Below are 14,688 nucleotides of genomic sequence, written 5' to 3'. Positions count from 1 at the left end.
ATGGCGAATTTGCTGACCGTCAACTACAAGCAAACCGGAAAGAGCGCAAACCTCAATGACCTGGGCATGCGGGAGATGCAGGCTCGGGCCTATGAGGCGCGTCATGCGCAGTACCTCCTGCTGAAAGCCCCGCCAGCCTCGGGCAAATCGCGTGCCTTGATGTTCCTTGCCCTCGCCAAGCTGCACCAGCAGGGCCTGAAAAAAGTGATCGTGGCCGTGCCGGAAATGTCCATCGGCAGCTCGTTCAAGGACACCAAGCTCACGGCGAACGGCTTTTTTGCCGATTGGGCCGTGCAACCTAGCTACAACCTGTGTATTCCGGGCGGTGAGGCTCAGAAGGTCAATACCTTCGTGCGCTTCATGTCCGACCCGAACGCGAAAGCGCTGGTCTGCACCCATGCCACGCTGCGATTTGCGTACCAGTCGCTGCAGCCTTCGGACTTAAATGAAGTCCTGCTGGGCATCGACGAGTTCCACCATGCCTCTGCTGGCGAAGAAAACCGTCTGGGCGAGCTGATTGATGGTGTGATGGCTGGCTCCAACGCACACATCATTGCCATGACAGGCTCCTACTTCCGGGGCGATGCCGTTCCTATCCTGTTGCCCGAGGACGAAGAGAAGTTCACCCAGGTCACGTATTCCTATTACGAGCAGCTCAACGGCTACAAATATCTGAAGTCCCTGGGCATCGGCTATCACTTCTACACCAGGCAGTACCTGGATGCGCTGCCTGAGGTGCTGGACACCTCCAAAAAGACCATCATCCACATCCCCAATGTGAACTCGATTGAGTCCACCAAGGACAAGTATTCCGAGGTTGACTACATTCTTGACGCCATTGGCGAAGTGGTCGAAAAGAACATGGACACCGGCATCATCACCGTCCGGGATAAAAAAAGCGGCCGCCTATTGAAGGTCGCCGATCTGGTAGACGACAACCCCCTGCGGGTAGGGGTCCAGAACTACCTGCGCAACGTGACCAAAGCCGATGAGATGGACATAATCATCGCGCTGGGGATGGCGAAAGAAGGATTTGACTGGCCCTGGTGCGAGCATGTCCTGACTATCGGCTATCGCTCGTCGCTGACGGAAATCGTCCAGATCATCGGGCGTGCCACACGCGACTGCGAAGGCAAGTCGCATGCGCAGTTCACCAACCTCATTGCGCAGCCCGATGCCGAAGATGACGACGTAAAGATCTCGGTCAACAACATGCTCAAGGCCATCACGGTATCGCTGCTGATGGAACAGGTTCTGGCCCCTTCGGTCAGTTTCAAGCCGCGCTCACGCATGGCTCCTGGCGAGGTTGCTGCCCCGGGGACGGTCATCATTGATGATACGGCTGCCCCCGTCTCGGACAAGGTGGTCAAAGCCCTGGAGAACATGGACAACATCAAGGCGGCTATCCTCCAGACACCCCAAGTCATCGCCCCGGCTGTGACCGGCGATCCCGATCCCGAGGTCCTGGGGTCGGTCGAAATCCCCAAGATCGTGGAAAAGCTCTATCCGGACCTGGAGCCCAGCGAGGTCATGACGGTTTCCGAGGCGGTACATACCTCTCTGGGCATTCAATCGACGGGTGGGTTGTTTGATGAGGCGGACTTGCCCGAAGGCGCTGAAATCATGGTGCCGCCTGGTGCTGAAGGTGCGTCGGCCACTCCGTCTGACACCACCGCCGATGCGACAGGCACCGGCAGGACGCCAGTCTCGGCTCCTGACCCCAGCAATCCGAAACCCAACCGCAAGTTCGTGCTGATCGGCAACAAGTTCATCAACATCGAGCACCTGAACGTTGATCTCATCCGCCAGATCAACCCGTTTCAGGGGGCCTATGAGATTCTCTCGAAGGCGGTGACGCCTGCGGTCCTGAAGGCAATTCAGGAAACCGTGGTAGGCATGCGCTCCCAGATGTCGGAAGAAGAGGCCGTAATCCTCTGGCCCCGCATCGTCGAGTTCCGTAAGGAACAGGGTCGGGAGCCTTCGGCCACCTCCGGGGATCAATACGAACGGCGGTTGGCCGAAGGCCTTATCTACATCAAGCGCAAGGCCCAGGAACGCAAAGCGCAACAGGCCTAATAGGGACGGCTCATGGCTGCGATTCGACACAATAAGGGCAAGGCTGAAACCCGCCCATCACTGGATGACATCTTCAGCGGCCCCGACGAGTTCGGCCTGCTGGATGTCGCCGCAAAGCGAATCGGCAAGCATGCGCCGCTGGAGTTCGCCCACTTTGAGGAAATCAGCGCGTTCGTGGATCAACACCGTCGCTTGCCCAGCGATCAGGGCGAACTGTCCGAAAAGCTGCTTGCCAGACGCCTTGCGGGCTATGCAGAAAATGTCAGCCTGCACGAGGCCTTGCGCCCCTATGATCGTCACGGCCTGTTAGCCAAGCCGGAAGACGCACCGGGCAAAAGAGAGCAGGCCCCTACCGGGGAATCCCCGCCCGCCCCCTCATCTGATGAAACGGTGGCCGAAACACCGGCGGCGGTCGCCGCAGCCGAAAACATCACCTCCCTGGATCAGATCTTTGCCAGCGCAGATTTTGGTGAACTGGACCCGGGGGACCAGGAGATCTTCGACATCCAGCATGTGCCAGTGGTGTCCGACAGAGAGGCCCCCGATGAAATCGCCCAGCGCAGGGTATGCGACGACTTCTACGAATTCGAGCACATCTTCCGCGATCTGCACGAAGGCCTGAAATCTGGTGAAGTGCAAACCATACGTTTTCAGCAGTCCTCACAGGTGCAAGAAGGCGATGCCTTCATTCTGGAAGGTGTGCTGTGTCTGATCGACAAGATCGGCGAGTACCGCCTTGATAGCACAGGCCGGTATGACCCCCGGCTGCGCGTCATCTTTGAGAACGGCACTGAATCTAATCATCTGCTGCAGTCCCTGGCAAAGCGTCTGTTCGCTGACGAGACGGGCCGCCGCATCATTCGAGAGGCCGACGCTGTGGTCGATGCCTTTAACAACATCTCGCACCGGGACAAGCGGGCCGGGCAAATTTACTTTGTGACCACGCTCAGCGACGATCCTCAGTTGAAGGCCATCCCGAACTTGCTGAAGATCGGGTATACCGAGCAGACAGTGGAAGATCGGACCAAAAACGCTGTGCGGGACGTAGCCTTCCTCGAAGCGCCCATCAGGATTCTGGCATGCGTCGAGTGCTACAACATGAACCCCAACAAGTTCGAGACGCTGATCCACGGCTTTTTGCATACGCAACGACTCAACATCACCTTGAACAGTCGGGACGGAAAAACCCACCAACCCAGGGAATGGTTTTCAGTCCCCCTGGATACCGCCCGTGAGGTGGTCCGACGGATCATTGATGGCAGCATCGTCCAGTACCGGATGGACAACACCACGAACCGGCTGGTCAAGAAGGTGGGAGACGTGACGTGAAAATCAAACGCCTTGAACAGATGCGCGAATCGCAGCGGAACTACCATCGCCGCTGCCAATGGGTCATGAAAGACGGGCTCTTTATTCCGCATGTGTATGAGGAAAGCCGCCGCACCGCGTTGTCATGGTGGGACGACGTAGGCTTCATTCTGGGTGATCGGCGCGTCATGGTTCGGTGGAGACATCCTCGCATGGTCTACGAAGATGAAACCCAGGAGAGGGCCTGGAACCAGGCGGGGGAGCCCCCGCAGCACGATATCTTTGCCGACTTCATACCCAACTATCAACAGGCAGGCCGTTCACGCAAGCGAATTGCGAGCTACACACAGCCAACGCCGCAGGGCGAACTAGGCGCGTATTACGACAAGGTTGATGCCATCACCAACACCTTGCGGACTGACGGCATTGATTTCGACGTTCACGCCAGCTACCGCCGTGAGCGACTGTCATGGTCCACGAGCGTCCATCTCGTCGTGCCGCTAGAGGTGCGCGATGAGGCCGAGCTCCGGGTTTTGGCTGATCTTGGAAAGCGGCTACTGCAGGGGAAAACTACGCTGGAGCAGGAGTTTCCTGGGTATCGCTATGGTCGGGAGCAGTGGCTCGCGGAATGCGAGACCATGCAAGAGGATTTGAAGCTGAAGGTTTGATACCAACAAAGCGGACATCAATGTCGGCCAGGCCGGTTGAGGCCTGCTTCGTTGTGATGCGAGGTGTTTATGTCACTATATAAATACGTTTCTATTGATACGTTGAAGAAAATTTTGAATGGGAACATTCGCCTCACCCAACCAGGAGCATTTAATGATCCATTCGAGATGCTGCCTGAATTACATGTTCCCCAATCTTTTTCTGCCAACAAAATTGCTATTCAATTTGACTTGTTCTCTGAGAGAAGGCTTCAGGGTGACGGTTCTTTGGCGAATGGTTTTGAGTCTGATTTCTGCAATGATCTCAACTCGCGGGATATTTTATATGAGTTAAATGAATCGATTGGGATTCTCTGCTTATCCAAGGCTAGAGATTCTCTTTTGATGTGGTCTCATTACGCGGATCAGTATGCTGGGGCCGTGGTGGAATTCGATGACTCCCATGAATTTTTCCATGGGAAAATAGAGGTGGAGTATAAGAGTGTGCGGCCAAAGAAAGATATAACCGCATATATCTCTGATGGAAATCCCGTTCCAATTGCTGAACTATGTACGAAACCAGAAGAGTGGCGGTACGAACAAGAAGTAAGACTGGTTCGTAGTCTATCAAATTGCCATAGAGTTTCGAATGACTCAAAATTTCCCGTTTATGTCATGTCAATACCAGTGGAGTGTATAAAATCCATAACGTTAGGGGAGCGGGCGAGTGCCGAACACCAAAGAGAGATTTGGAAAGCCGTCAAGGATTCCAAAATTGCTCTTTCGTTGGCAGCTATCTCTAATTATGGGTACGGATTCCGAAATGAAATAATAAAACTCGAAAACCCCTACCCGAAATCTAGTCCTATTGTGAGTCCAAGAACAGCGCATATCTTTGTCGATGATGATGGCGATCTGGGCCAGATGGCTCGTTGGATGCTTGAGAAGCATCCAGCTAGTCAACTGGTTAACAAGATTTTGTGAGGGCTTTTTTCGAGATGCCAAACCCCGCTTGTCACGGGATGGTTGTGCAGATTGAGTTGGAAAGACACAGTGATGCCCTCATCCAGGGCAACAGGCATATCCGCACCCTCACAGGAAAACCTGAATTCTGAGCCTTACCTACCCTCGTTGGGGAACAGATCAGACCTGCTAGACCGGGTGTATTAAATATTGGGCGAGAGTGCGTGATTGATCGACTGAAAATCTGGATGAACTCCAAGCCTTGGTACTGGAAGCTCAGGACGAAACTGAGACAAGTTGAACTTATCTCCGATAACGTCTTGTACAAGAAAGACTCTTCAATTCGACAAACGAAAGCCAATGTCCGTACTTTTGGCGCTTTTGCCTGGATTGGAGTGAAAAGTCTGCTCTGGGTAGCCTTGCTCCTGGCTGGGCTAGTTTTTTGTGAAAAGTCTATTGGGAACGACTCATCAGGGCTCCCATCACTCAATGCAGAAGATAAAAACTTCAATATCGAACAGCTCAGGCTATACGCCCAGCTGCTCACCGCGATTTTCTCGATCTACTTCGCCACCATAGGAATCATTCTAAGCTCCGGCTACACTAGGCTACGCCGGGACATCATCTACATGCTCACCAATGAACATGTAGGCAGTGTGTACTCAAAGATTTTGGTGCTTGCTGCAATGTTCTGCTTATCAGCAACGGCCCTGCCCGCGTTTGGAATAGATCCTGGCCTGCTAGTCTATTCAGTCGGTACGGCTTTGACAGTACTTAGTGCATTAGCTTTGTTCCCACTTGGTCAAAGACTGTTCAACTTCTTTGACCTCAAGCTACTGATCGAGAACGAAGTACTCCCTAAAATCGCACGCCACATCGAAAGCGCAGCAAATCCACGCAACTCAAACACTCTGGCCAACCACCATTCCAAGCAAGCACAGCAAGCGCTTGAACAACTTTCCTACATCGATGACCGTATAAAAAAAGACAATGAGGGGTTAAAAGACAACCTCCCCGCTCTGAACAGGAGCTATACGATCTTGTTGCTTCATTATCTCCAGAAAAAGCATCAAATAGATCAGAAAAGCTATTGGTTTCCACGAAAGCCGAAATACAAGCAATGGTTTTTAGCCGGAGACAGTGCTACATCCCTCGCTTTACAAACACGTAGTCAGCAAACATTGATGGAGCAAAAAACCGACTATCAATGGCTTGAAAACGAAATTATCGATAGATTGCTTAGTCATATCGAGCTAGCGTTCCAAATTGGCGACTTCAACCTGGCCCTGAGGTTACTCAATAGATTCTCAGTTCGCGCTGACTCGTATGCGAAGCAATTTCAATTCGACATTGGAATGCAAGAACTGGGAAGGCTCAAGAGCATTATCGAAAAATACTTAGTTTCAGCAGAACTGATAGCAGATACGGAAGCCCCTAATTTAAAAGTAGCTATCGCAGACACATGGGCCACGCTGGGCAGCACCCTCTGCCTAGAAACCTTACGTCGAATGATCATCTTCGAGAAAGAGCTAAAGCAGTTCTTTGAAAAGGATGAATGGACTGAAAGCTCTCTCCGTAGTCTACCTGCTTTTCTACAAGTGCAACTCTCAATCATTGTCGACCGTATTGAATTCGAGAAAGAGATCGAAGGGAGACGCCTATCCAAACCCAAATATGTTCAACAGCTCTCAGTACAGAAACTGATGCAGCATTACGCAAAAATACTTCCTTTAATCTGCGATTTTCATCAAAAGGCGATTCCTGATTTCGTTGATACATTGGTCAAGCTAAAAATGTCAGAGCCCGCAACACAAGTCGTTTTAAGCTCTTTACATAGCCACTGGAAACTACCAAATTGGTTTGACGATATCGACCAGTTAATGAGTCGATATCGGATGTTTCAGCACTACACCGAAAAACAATATGCCCTGCCTGAAATTGATATCCAAGCACTCTCTCAGCGACTAACCTCTGCCCGGGAGGACGCAATTACTAGACTAGGAAATCCGGATATCGTCAAACATATATTTGAGTCAAAACACAATGACGCTCTCCCAGATCATTTCGGGCAAATCTACTTCGAACTAGCAGAGGCATGCGTCAGCGCACTTGAGGAAAATGATCAAAGCACGCTAGAAAAAGTTTTCCCTATGTTCTTATCTCTAGCAATACTAGCAGATTCAAAAATCCTAGAGGAACACCCAGACCTAGACATAGAATTCCGTCTGCATCTCATGTCGACAGTAGTTAACGATTTGGCCTCAGTTTTAGGCTATGCCATCCTGTACGGGGCGTATTACGACAACAACAAGATGGCAGACTTTGCCCTTGGCCGCTTCAATGCCTTTCTGGATCACACCACCAATAAGCAGAAGTATCTCGAAAGGATGATAGGACTCTCAGACATCTCCAACTTTAGTATTGCGGCTTCACCCCGGACCCTGATTCGGACAAATTGGAGGATAGCTTTCGAACAGAAAGCTCGGGACGATGGATTCGAAGACCAGTTTTCTATGACAAGGGGAAAAAAGCACCAAAACAAGATAGTAAATGCATTGCTAAGTAATTTTTCGGAAGCATCCCACCTATTTTTTGCTACGCAAGTATTGCCCCAAATCGAGCCCACTGAGCTTAAGCTCGATTACCACATCACGTCTCTTTCCGAGACTCTACGTGATAACAGGGGGGATCAGCATGAAGATCTTTAAAGCTGAACCTTTTTATCGGCCTTCGTTCATCGAAAGAAACAAAGTAGGCATAGATCGACTCTTTTGCCCTGAAGAAAAGCTACACCCTGGTTTTAATCGTCGAATGTTCGATGAGGACTTTGCAAGATTGCTATCGTCACTGAATCAGCATGATGGGGATAGCTTCAAGATAGAATCGACCGACGAGCCTCTCACGCTAAAGCTACTATCGAACGTGAGAACGAGATATTCTTCACGCTCGATTGAAAAAACAATAATCCAACTAGTGGAAAAGGTAGCCAAGTCGCTAGTCTTCTTCGGCAGGGCCTACTATTTTCTTTACGAAAATACCGAGCAAGACGAAATCCATATAGCATCATTCAGACCTGAGGGAGTGATCGCCCTCTTTGGCAGGTACATTCAATGGGTACCGAAACGCAGAGAAAATCACTGGGACCGGGACAACGAAGAGCACCCAAGGGAAATAAGAATATTGGACGCCAGCAAAGTCATGCGCTTCGATATACCTAAAGCCATAAAAAAACTACTTTCCATCCAAAATAAAATGCTATATACCCTCGACAAGCATAGATTTGAGAACGTCGGCTTCCCTCCTACGGCCACATACGAAAATCCGAATCCGATAAACCATTTTGACTTTAGTGCCTGGAACGATACCCAAGAACGCGCTTTATATCGCGCCACACGAAGCACGGGTTGGAATGGTAGAAAGTATGACTCAACAAAACGCTCAGACTTCTTTGACTGCCATCGCCTGATCCGGTTTCGTAGGAATCAGCTTTTATTAAGAGACAGCATCCTAGAACAGCTTAGCCATGAACTTTCAAAAATTGGGAAGCGCTACAACGCCGATTTTTCAGTCTCGATATCTGGAACAGATAAATTACCGAGCATCTCTCACCTGAACGAACTGGAGACAAAGCTAGAACGAGAAGAGGTTGGATTTATTGAGGTCACCGACTATTGTTTCAAGCGCTGAAAGATAATCTCTGTACTTACAAGCCAAACTAACTGATCGAAAAACTCGATGGTAAATTCCTATTCGACAGCAAGGGATGAATGGATGACACTGCGGAAAGGGCGGTGGTTTGAAGTCACCAAGGCGGACACCAACGTCAGTTGGGCCGATCGATGTCCGCTTCGCTGTGATACGCAGTCTCCAGTGTGTCAGTGCTGATGGATCGTGAAAGCCTTTCTGAAGGCCTGGCGCTCTGCGTCTTGAGCCTCTTTTTCCCGCCACCGTTCATCCTGGACTCGTATCCACATAGCGAATGCGAGCAGTCCCACTGATCCCAGCATCATGATGGACGTGCCCCAGATAAAACCTTCCGTCAGGCTCATATCGCTTCACCTCCCCACCGCTCCTGCGCCCAATCGCTGGCAAAAAATCCAACCAAACCACCACCACCGTAGAACACGGTGAGCGCCATCAACAGGTAGATCGCCTGCATCTCAGTCGGCTGCTGCCAGACCATCACACCCAACGGCAGGGCTAGCCCTACGCACCAGGCAATGATAGCCCCCCATGGAAACTTTGCTGTCATCGCTGAACCCTCCATCGTTCGCCACATTGTTCGATTTTGTCGGCGGTGACGATCAGCCACGTTCCTATCTGGCTACCGCATTGGGCAAGCAAAACACCAAGGGCCATCAGGCCCAGCACGAACGCCACTCCTATCGAGGAAATCGTCAAAGTCATAGGTCGTCCTCTCCCCTATTGTCAGCGTCCTGCTATCAAGCAGAAGTGCTGGCAGTAGATCACCCACGCGTATCTAGCTGTACTCATATTTTCGGGCCTCATCGCCATGAGGGCAAGCGTTCCTTGAGTACGCTGAAGCTCCAACACTCAATGAGTCTGTCCCGAGCAACTCTGGATGCCCTATTTCACCAAACTAGGTATTACTACAGCCATACTCTGTCTGACATAACCCCGTGGTAGTCCCCTTGCAATTAAGATACGTTTGGTTTAATCTTGTCTCGTCTGGGAGGTTCTCCCAGTTGCGCGCTGTCATTATTCCAACACAGTGTTAGAGCGTCCGTGTTGCATTCGCAACGATCTTCGGATCGCTACCAGGGAGGTCGCCCCGGCGTAGACGTATCAGCGCCCCTCGCCCTACCTGCTTCTGTTGTCAGGCATAAATGGTGGTGAGTTAGCGTTATAACCGGTACTTCCGCTCTTTCTTTAGCTTCATTAGTGAACTCTGAATGGCAGTTGTCAGCATGGTGCTGCAACATTAACTTGGAGTATTAACTATGAAGTGCTTTATTGATGTTCGTTGGGACAGCCAGTGTCGTAGCTTGGAAAACTGCGACATGATGATGCAAACCGGTTTTAATGTGCGACTCGGGATTAGTATGCGTGTATCACGCATCGTTTTATTCCTGAGTGGTTTATTCAATTTATTGAATTAACCGACTCACCTCCCTTTCTCTCTTCGAGTCGTATGGATAGAATTATTTTTGCCTCGACGTCAATTGCTTCAAGAGAGGCTTTAGCAAAAGCTCTAAGCATAGATAAACACGTTCTTCTCGATTTTGAAAAGAACGCAGGGTCGCGTTACCAGTTCTTTGAAAGACCGAAGAAGCATGGTGATGGAAAGCGAAGCATAACAGCACCAAAACCCGCACTGATGCAGATTCAGCGGCGCATAAATTCGCGAATTTTTTCGGGCTGCAAATTTCCTCGCTATTTACATGGCTCCATCAAGGACATCGACGCACCGAGAGATTTCCTGACTAATGCGAGCGAACACATAGCAGCAAACCACATAATAACTCTTGATATTAGAAACTTTTACCCTTCCATTAAACGGGAAGAAGTCTTCAAGATATTCAAGTATTTGCTTAGGTTTACTGACGAAGTGGCGGACTCACTCACTTCATTAGTAACTTTGAACGGCTCTGTACCACAAGGCGCACCTACAAGTAGCTTTATAGCGAATATGGTTTTCTACGACCGAGAACCAAAACTAGTCGAAGAGTTTGTTCGGTCAGGAGTCCGTTACACTAGGCTATTAGACGACATTACGCTTAGCTTCTCCAATCGTTTCTCAAGTGAAAAACTGAAGAGAAATGTGATCGGCAAAGTCCGAGTAATGTGTTCCGAGAAGGGCTTTAAGCTCCATGACGGAAAACAAAGAATCCACTCTCTAGAAAAATCTCCAAACCCGGCGATTGTTACTGGCATATCAATAAGGAATGGTAGAGCAGGGTTGCCACCAGCTTATAGAGAAAAAACACGAGCGAAAGTACATCATTGCGTGCAACGGTACGCAGCAGGTCAGCAAACCTCAGCCGGGTATCACCAGCTCCATAATTCTGCTTTAGGTGATGTCACGCTGTTGAAAAGACTGAAATATAAATGTGCAGATGCCTATGCGGAAGATTTACGTTCATGCATGCCAATATATAGTTCCAAGAAGGCTCGACAATTGGAACGGGCGTGCGAAGACCTTGCAATAAAAATGCGTCCAAACTCGGTAGCCATGCTTACTCGCCGCTTCCATGTACTGATGCACTGTCTAACAATTTTGCACAGAACAAGACCCCATAAAGCAAGTGCCCTTCGCAAAATTATGCGTACTTCATATGCAAAGGCGACATCAAATGGATGAAACCGGCACAATCAAAGTTGTTGATATCTTGAAAGGGTTTGGCTTTATCACCCCGATGAAGGGGCGTGAAGTGTTTTTCCATGCGAGCAACTGTTCTGCTAGCATCCTACAGTTGAAGACAGGGGATCTGGTCAGATTTCAAATCGTGGGCCAAGGCAAAAGCCGACGAGCCATCAACGTAAATCCAGTTGAAGTCGCCTAGCGTTCGACACAAATCTTTGTTTTCATCCAAGAATGCAGCACCTTGATGTTCAGTACAGCCAGAGGCCTCTCGAAAATTTTCAGCAATTGTGAGAAAAATTCCGCGTTTTTTCAGTAATTATGAGAACATGGCTGCTTGTAGTCTCACAATTAGTGAAAAAGCCCTTTGAAATCAATGGACCGTTTTTCAGGAATTGTGAGACTCGACATGATGATGCAAAATCCCCTTGGCAAACACAGAATCCACAGCTGCGCATATAGAGCCCTCTGAGCCATCCGCCCAAGATCAGCGCGGCAACATCATGCGCCTGACCGTGGCGCAAGCGCTGGCCGGCGCAAACGCCATCGTGGTGTATGCCACTGGCGCCATCATCGGCAATATGCTGTCCCCGGACAAGACGCTGGCCACCCTGCCGATTTCCATTTTCGTCGTGGGCATGGCGGCCTGCATCTTGCCCAGCCAGCGCCATTGCGCGCCGCCATGGCCGTCGCGCGGCGTTTCTGGCCGGGACTGCTTGCGGCGTGCTGGTAGGCCTGCTGGCGACACTGGCGGTGCTGATCGGCTCGTTCTGGCTGTTCTGTTTCGGCACCTTATTTGGCGGCGCCTACGCGGCGGTCGTGCTGTCGTTCCGCTTTGCCGCCGCTGATGGCGTCAGCCCGGCGGCCAGGCCACGCGCTCTGTCCTTCGTCATGGGAGGCGGCGTTGCTGCGGGCATCGTCGGACCGCAATTGGTCACTTACACCATGGACATGTGGCCGCCCCATCTGTTCGCCGCCACCTTCATCGCACAAGCCATCGTGGCGGCGCTATCCGCCGTCGTGCTGTACGGCGTCAAGCTGCCCATGCCGACAGCCGCAGAACGCGCAGGGGGCCGACCGATACGCGTCATCGCGCAACAGCCCCTGTTTGCGACTGCGGTCATCTGCGGCGCCGTTTCGTACATGCTCATGAACTTTCTGATGACGGTCGCCCCGCTGGCCATGCAGCTGTACGGCCATAATCAGGTCGACTCGAACCTGGGCCTGCAGTGGCACGTCATCGCCATGTATGCACCCAGCTTCTTTACCGGCCGACTGATTGCGCGCTTTGGCGCTGGACGGGTTGTGATGGCAGGGTTGCTGCTAAGCGGCTTGTCTGCAGCGGTGGGCCTGATGGGTATTGATATCACCCATTTTTGGCTGACGCTGATTTTGCTTGGACTGGGTTGGAATTTCGGCTTTATCGGTGCCTCGGCGCTGGTGCTGGAATGCCATCGGCCTGAAGAGAAAACCAAGGTTCAGTCGCTGAATGACTTCATTGTTTTTGGGACGATGGCGATTGGGTCGTTTGCATCCGGCGGGATTTTGGCAGCTTACGACTGGGATATGGTGCTGTGGGTTTCGTTTGTACCGCTGGTGCTGGCGGTGGTGGCATTGGGGTTGCAGTGGAAATCCGCCAACTTCATTGCAACCTGACTTGTTGCGCCCATGTCCAGCCCCGTCCCTCCCTTCGTCGTTCTCGATGCCTGTGTGCTGATGTCCACGGTACAACGCCAATTACTGCTGCGTGTGGCCGATCAGGGCATATTCCAACCGATCTGGACCGAACGCATCGGCGAAGAATGGCGCCGCAACGCAGCGCGTTTGTGGCAGATTCCGTCTGAAAAACTGGCAGAACAATGGAGCGCCATGAACCAGCGCTTCCCCAGCGCAATGGAATCCAACACCACTCCCTACGAAGTCGGGTTGCGCTACAGCGACCCCAAGGATTTTCACGTGATTGCAGCCGGCCTGGCGCGGCGAGCACGCTGCGGCTTGCAGCGCCCCCTTGTCGTGCAAGTCATGACATGGAATCTGAAAGATTTCAATCGATCCGAATTGCGACGCCAGGGACTGGATGCGTATTCCCCCGATCAATTGCTGGCCGACTGGTGGCGGGCAGAATCATCGTGCCTGGACGCTGCCGTGCAGGCCGTGGCCGCTGATTCTGTTGCACTGGGGCATGCGCCCGAACCGCTGGCCGATACCCTGCAGCGCGAACGGCTGCATCGCCTCAAGCGCCTGTTAAGTGGTGTGTCCACGACAAGGCCTCAGTGATCGTAATGTCTGTGACTCTGATCCGTGTCGATGTGTAATGAGGACGAAAAAATTGGCTAATTATTTGCAAATAATTAGCCAATTTTTCTGGATATCAACAGGATTCGGCCCGCCGATACACACAGACCCGCGCGGGTGGTGTATTAAGCCAGGCAAAGTGGCTGGGTTCTGGAATAAATCCAGCCAAAAGCTCGGTATTCTGACCCCATAATGCATAAGTGAACTGCACCAGGCGGCCATCAGGCGCCAAGCAGGTACGCCATTGCTGCACGATGGCACTGACCACATCCGGCGGCAACGAACGCAGCGGCAGGCTTGATACGATGGCATCGATTTTTTTATTGGTCGGCAGCAGGGATTCCAGATTGGCTGCATCGCCGCCTACTACCGTCAGGGCAGGAAACCTGTGTCGCAAATGCTGTACAAATGTCGGCGAGCGTTCCACCACCCACAGTCGCCCAGCAGAAATTCCACGATCCAGCAAGGCCTGGGTAACCACCCCCGTACCAGCGCCTAGTTCAATGACCAGCCCATCGCCCGATAGCGGCACCTGATCTGCCATGCGGCAGGCAAGCTGGCGTGAACTAGGCCACACAGCCCCCACAGTTCCAGGACGTGCCAACCATTCACGCAGAAAAATGACAGGCGACGATGTCTGGGCGAATCCGGTGAATCGCTGGATGTCCGCCTGATAACGGGCATGATATTGGCGCAAATTTTGCACCAGAGGAATGGCACCGATGAATCGGTTTTTCGACATGCAGATCTCCGTAGGCAGGCAATATTGCTATACCCATGTCGGCGACAATACATCAGAATTACATGGTTGTTTATGACAGAAAAACTTTGAAACAAAATCGGCGGCTTTATCAACGACACAGTATAATGAGCCATGCATTCGTATGCCTTGCCTCTCGCCCAAAATCTTCCTGCTGCGGCCCCTGTCATCAGTCCGGGCCGCATCATTCGTGCTGTCGCCAGTTCTACCGCGATTGAAACCGGCCAGTCCATCCAGGACATAGAAACCCAGCTTCGATCCACCAGCCGCTTTCCTGCCCTGGATCTCGCCTCGCCTGCATTGGTCTGATTGCATCC

14 protein-coding genes and 1 pseudogene are annotated in these 14,688 nt (G+C 51.5%); 11 read left to right on the top strand and 4 right to left on the bottom strand.

Annotated features, from left to right (window positions below; translation table 11 throughout):
• The 6 genes from VDP81_RS07735 (at position 1) to VDP81_RS07710 (ending at position 8,681) form a co-directional block, all read left to right on the top strand.
• Positions 1–2,076, top strand: coding sequence for an ATP-dependent helicase (locus tag VDP81_RS07735; RefSeq protein ID WP_323011970.1), 2,076 nt, complete (start codon positions 1–3; stop codon positions 2,074–2,076).
• A 12-nt stretch (positions 2,077–2,088) separates the two neighbouring features.
• On the top strand, positions 2,089–3,405 hold the full coding sequence (locus VDP81_RS07730) for a GIY-YIG nuclease family protein (RefSeq protein ID WP_323011969.1): 1,317 nt from the start codon (positions 2,089–2,091) through the stop codon (positions 3,403–3,405).
• Positions 3,402–4,052: a hypothetical protein gene (locus tag VDP81_RS07725; protein ID WP_323011968.1), complete on the top strand. Its 651-nt coding sequence runs from the start codon at positions 3,402–3,404 to the stop codon at positions 4,050–4,052. The genes VDP81_RS07730 and VDP81_RS07725 overlap by 4 nt, the downstream gene beginning before the upstream one ends.
• Positions 4,053–4,121: 69 nt before the next feature.
• On the top strand, positions 4,122–5,015 hold the full coding sequence (locus VDP81_RS07720; protein ID WP_323011967.1) for a DUF2971 domain-containing protein: 894 nt from the start codon (positions 4,122–4,124) through the stop codon (positions 5,013–5,015).
• A gap of 203 nt (positions 5,016–5,218) precedes the next feature.
• Positions 5,219–7,702 carry a hypothetical protein gene (locus VDP81_RS07715; RefSeq protein WP_323011966.1) on the top strand — a complete coding sequence of 828 codons (2,484 nt, stop codon included), beginning with the start codon at positions 5,219–5,221 and terminating at the stop codon, positions 7,700–7,702.
• Positions 7,689–8,681, top strand: a complete 993-nt coding sequence (locus VDP81_RS07710) for a hypothetical protein (RefSeq protein WP_323011965.1) — start codon at positions 7,689–7,691, stop codon at positions 8,679–8,681. The genes VDP81_RS07715 and VDP81_RS07710 overlap by 14 nt, the downstream gene beginning before the upstream one ends.
• 188 nt (positions 8,682–8,869) lie before the next feature.
• On the opposite strand, the gene VDP81_RS07705 is transcribed toward VDP81_RS07710, so the two are convergent.
• The 3 genes from VDP81_RS07705 to VDP81_RS07695 are packed head-to-tail and all read right to left on the bottom strand — an operon-like array spanning position 8,870 to position 9,401.
• On the bottom strand, positions 8,870–9,043 hold the full coding sequence (locus tag VDP81_RS07705) for a hypothetical protein (protein WP_323011964.1): 174 nt from the start codon (positions 9,041–9,043) through the stop codon (positions 8,870–8,872).
• Positions 9,040–9,246: a hypothetical protein gene (locus tag VDP81_RS07700; protein WP_323011963.1), complete on the bottom strand. Its 207-nt coding sequence runs from the start codon at positions 9,244–9,246 to the stop codon at positions 9,040–9,042. Before VDP81_RS07700 ends, VDP81_RS07705 begins: the two co-directional genes overlap by 4 nt.
• Positions 9,243–9,401, bottom strand: a complete 159-nt coding sequence (locus VDP81_RS07695) for a hypothetical protein (protein WP_323011962.1) — start codon at positions 9,399–9,401, stop codon at positions 9,243–9,245. The genes VDP81_RS07700 and VDP81_RS07695 overlap by 4 nt, the downstream gene beginning before the upstream one ends.
• 745 nt (positions 9,402–10,146) lie before the next feature.
• On the opposite strand from VDP81_RS07695, the gene VDP81_RS07690 reads away from it, so the two are divergent.
• From VDP81_RS07690 to VDP81_RS07675, 4 genes and pseudogenes are all read left to right on the top strand, one after another.
• Positions 10,147–11,316: a reverse transcriptase family protein gene (locus VDP81_RS07690; protein WP_323011961.1), complete on the top strand. Its 1,170-nt coding sequence runs from the start codon at positions 10,147–10,149 to the stop codon at positions 11,314–11,316.
• Positions 11,309–11,518: a cold shock domain-containing protein gene (locus VDP81_RS07685; RefSeq protein WP_323011960.1), complete on the top strand. Its 210-nt coding sequence runs from the start codon at positions 11,309–11,311 to the stop codon at positions 11,516–11,518. Before VDP81_RS07690 ends, VDP81_RS07685 begins: the two co-directional genes overlap by 8 nt.
• Positions 11,519–11,819: 301 nt before the next feature.
• Positions 11,820–12,972 (top strand): annotated as a pseudogene (locus VDP81_RS07680) (MFS transporter).
• Positions 12,973–12,984: 12 nt separating this feature from the next.
• On the top strand, positions 12,985–13,593 hold the full coding sequence (locus tag VDP81_RS07675) for a PIN domain-containing protein (protein ID WP_323011959.1): 609 nt from the start codon (positions 12,985–12,987) through the stop codon (positions 13,591–13,593).
• 94 nt (positions 13,594–13,687) lie between these two features.
• Here the strand turns inward: VDP81_RS07675 and VDP81_RS07670 are convergent, their stop codons facing one another.
• Positions 13,688–14,353, bottom strand: a complete 666-nt coding sequence (locus VDP81_RS07670; RefSeq protein ID WP_322995786.1) for a class I SAM-dependent methyltransferase — start codon at positions 14,351–14,353, stop codon at positions 13,688–13,690.
• A 132-nt stretch (positions 14,354–14,485) separates the two neighbouring features.
• Between VDP81_RS07670 and VDP81_RS07665 the strand changes: the two genes are divergently transcribed.
• Positions 14,486–14,680: a hypothetical protein gene (locus tag VDP81_RS07665; protein ID WP_322995785.1), complete on the top strand. Its 195-nt coding sequence runs from the start codon at positions 14,486–14,488 to the stop codon at positions 14,678–14,680.
• Positions 14,681–14,688 lie beyond the last annotated feature (8 nt).

It is taken from the genome of Castellaniella sp. (genome assembly GCF_034675845.1).
In the GTDB taxonomy this organism is placed as follows: Bacteria; Pseudomonadota; Gammaproteobacteria; order Burkholderiales; family Burkholderiaceae_B; genus Castellaniella.
Note: the sequence above shows the minus strand (reverse complement) of the source record. Positions and strands in the feature narration are given on the sequence as shown.